Genomic DNA, 2763 nt, shown 5'->3' with positions numbered 1-2763 from the left:
GGAGCCGTGCCCGGGCCGGGTCCCGGACGTGTGATCCGTCCGGGACCGGCCCGCATCCTGCCGTCCGAGGCCGGCCCGCGCTTCGGGCGGGCTCGGCGCTCCGGACGGCGAGCTCGGATGTGCCTCACTCACTCGGAGTCGAGCCTCTCGTTCGCGTAGTCGACGGACTCATCGAGCGCCTGCTGCGGCGACTTGTCGCCCTGGATGGCGAGCGCGATCTGCTCGCGCAGGAAGTCGGCCGACTGGGAGGAGAAGGCCGGCGGCCAGTAGACCTCGGCCTCGCCGACCTGCTGTGCCGCCTCCACTCGCACCCGGGAGTCGTCGCTGTCCTCTTCCTCGGTGAAGTACGGGTCGTCGAGGCTGCCGTCCGCGGACGGGAAGATCGCGGCCTCCTGCGAGAACGCGAGCTGGTTGTCGGCGTTGGTCACGAACCGGGCGAACTCGATGGCCAGGTCTTGGTTCTCCGACTGCGAGTTGACCGCGATCGACTGGATGTACATGTTGGGGGCGGCGTTCGCGATGAGCGGGCCCATGGCAACGTTCTCGTAGACGTCCGGGGCGGTCTCCCTGAGGTCCTGCAGGGTGTAGGAACTGCCCGGGAGCCATCCCAGGTGGCCGGCCTTGAACCCTTCGAGCTCGCCGGTCTGCTGCTCGTTCAGGCTGTCCTCGGTGAGACCGCCGGCCTCGTAGAGCTCCTTGTAGTCTTCGACGAGCTGGACGCCGGCCTCGTTGTTGAACGTGAACTCGGTGCCTTCTTCGTTCATGAGCTCCACGCCGTACATGCCGAACGTCTCGATCGCCGGCATCCGGCCGATCATGGGTGTGTCCGAGCAGGACTCGGCCATGGTGGCGGCCTGGTCGAAGAGCTCGTCGAACGTCTCGGGCAGGCTGTCGGAGTCGAGCCCGCACTCATCGAACAGCTCGGTGTTGAAGAACGACGGCCCGGTGTTGAGGTACCAGGGGTAGCCGTAGGTTCCGTTGCCGAGCCCGGCGAACGTCATGGCCTCCCAGGACTTCGGCAGATACTGCTGTTCCGCCTCCGGATCCGCCTGCGACAGGTCCAGGAGCATGTCCGCGCTGGCGAGCGTGTAGGCGGCCTCGGGCCCGATGTCGATCACGTCGGGCAGCGTGCCGGCGGCCGCGTCGGCGGAGAGCTTGTCCTGGTAGCCCTCGGCCGGCTGGTCGATCCAGTCGATCGTGGTGTCCGGATGCTGCTCTTCGAAGTCGGCGACGAGGTCGTTGAAGTAGTCCTCGTAGCCGCCCTGAAGGTTCCAGGTCTGGAAGGTGATCTCGCCGGAGAGGTCGGCCTCTTCCTGGTCACCGGCGTCTGTGTCTGTGGTGTCGGCGGAATCGTCGTCACCACCACCGATCCCACATGCGCTGAGGAACAGCGTTGCCGCCGCCACACCGGCCAATGCCACGGGGGGCATGTGCTTGCGGGGGGTGCGGGAGAGCCGGAGCCCTCGGTGGGTGGTGGAGCTTCTCATGGTTTCACTCCTTCGTGTCGGTGGAACCTGTTGCGGTGGTGATGCGGGCACCAGATCGCTGGATCCGCAGGGTGGCGACCTGGAACGGCCCGAGGGCGACACCGGCCGTGCCGTGCAGCGCCTGCGGTAGGTCGTCGTCGGGGGAGCCGAGAGGGCGCTCGAGCAGGTCGGTCTCGACGATGGCAGCGTCTTGGTCGATCGCGCCGGAGAGTCGCAGCCGGCCGGCGGCGCGTCCGCCGAGGGCTTCGTAGAGGCGGACGACGACGTCGCCGGACCGGTCGTCGGCAAGCTTGACCCAGTCGACGACGGCCGCCCCCTCGGTCAGGTCGAGCCGGACCAGCGGCTCGATGTCGGGCAGCGCCGCGAGCTCGGGTGCGTTGAGCTCGTATGCGGCGGCGACGGTGTTCGCGGGGTCCGGCGCGCAGACCACGGACCAGCGCAGCAGGTGCTGACCCTGGTCGGTGTTCGGATCCGGGTACATGGGTGCGCGCAGCAACGAAAGCCGGATGAGGGTTCCGCCGCCGGCGTCGGCCGGCAGCCGGGACACGTCGCTCCCGTAGGTGGAGTCGTTGACCACGCCGACGCCATATCCAGGCTCGTCCACATGCACATAGCGGTGTGTGCACGATTCGAACCGGGCCTCGTCCCAGGGCGTGTTCTGATGGATCGCGCGCTCGACGTAGCCGTACTGGGTCTCGAACCGGGCATTGGCCGTACGGACGGCGACGGGGAGGCAGACCTTGAGCATGTGTTCGCGTTCGTGCCAATCGATCGCGCATTCCATGTCGAGCTGCCGGGCGCCTGGTGCGAGACGGTACGTCAGCCGGGCGCGGGAGCGGCCGAAGGCGCGCTCGACGGTGACGTTCCGGGTCCCGTCGTCGCTGGTCTGCGTGGACATCGAGGTCACGTCGACCAGGTCGGTGCCGAGCCCGAGGACGTGCCGGTCGACGTCCCAGGCGTCCCAGCGCACCGGTTCGTCGCGGAACAGCTGTAGCAGGCCGAGCCGCTGCCCGGGCGGGACGATCTCGCGGCCGGAGGCGGCGTCGTGCAGCGAGGTCGCATGCCCCGTCGTGTCGACGACGGCACGTACCAAACCGTTGTCGAGGACGACGTCGGCGGAGGGCCTGCTTGGTCTCGGCTTGCTCGGATCTGAGGGATGCAGGAGCGGTGGGGAGGGAGAATTCCCGTCCTCGCCCGCGGCGAGGTCGTCGCCCCCACCCCACGAAGTTCCTCGCTGGCGCTCGGATACTTCGCGGGGGACCCCGGGGCGCTCCTC

At 68.7% G+C, this 2763-nt stretch carries 2 protein-coding genes; both read right to left on the bottom strand.

Annotated elements, in window-relative coordinates; genetic code table 11:
• Positions 1–128: 128 nt before the first annotated feature.
• Positions 129–1487, bottom strand: coding sequence for an ABC transporter substrate-binding protein (locus tag ELR45_RS23955; RefSeq protein ID WP_205857159.1), 1359 nt, complete (start codon positions 1485–1487; stop codon positions 129–131).
• A gap of 4 nt (positions 1488–1491) precedes the next feature.
• On the bottom strand, positions 1492–2763 hold a 1272-nt coding region (locus ELR45_RS23950), incomplete at its 5' end, for a glycoside hydrolase family 38 C-terminal domain-containing protein (protein ID WP_205857158.1).

Source organism: Phytoactinopolyspora endophytica (assembly GCF_004138495.1).
In the GTDB taxonomy this organism is placed as follows: Bacteria; Actinomycetota; Actinomycetes; order Jiangellales; family Jiangellaceae; genus Phytoactinopolyspora; species Phytoactinopolyspora endophytica.
Note: the sequence above shows the minus strand (reverse complement) of the source record. Positions and strands in the feature narration are given on the sequence as shown.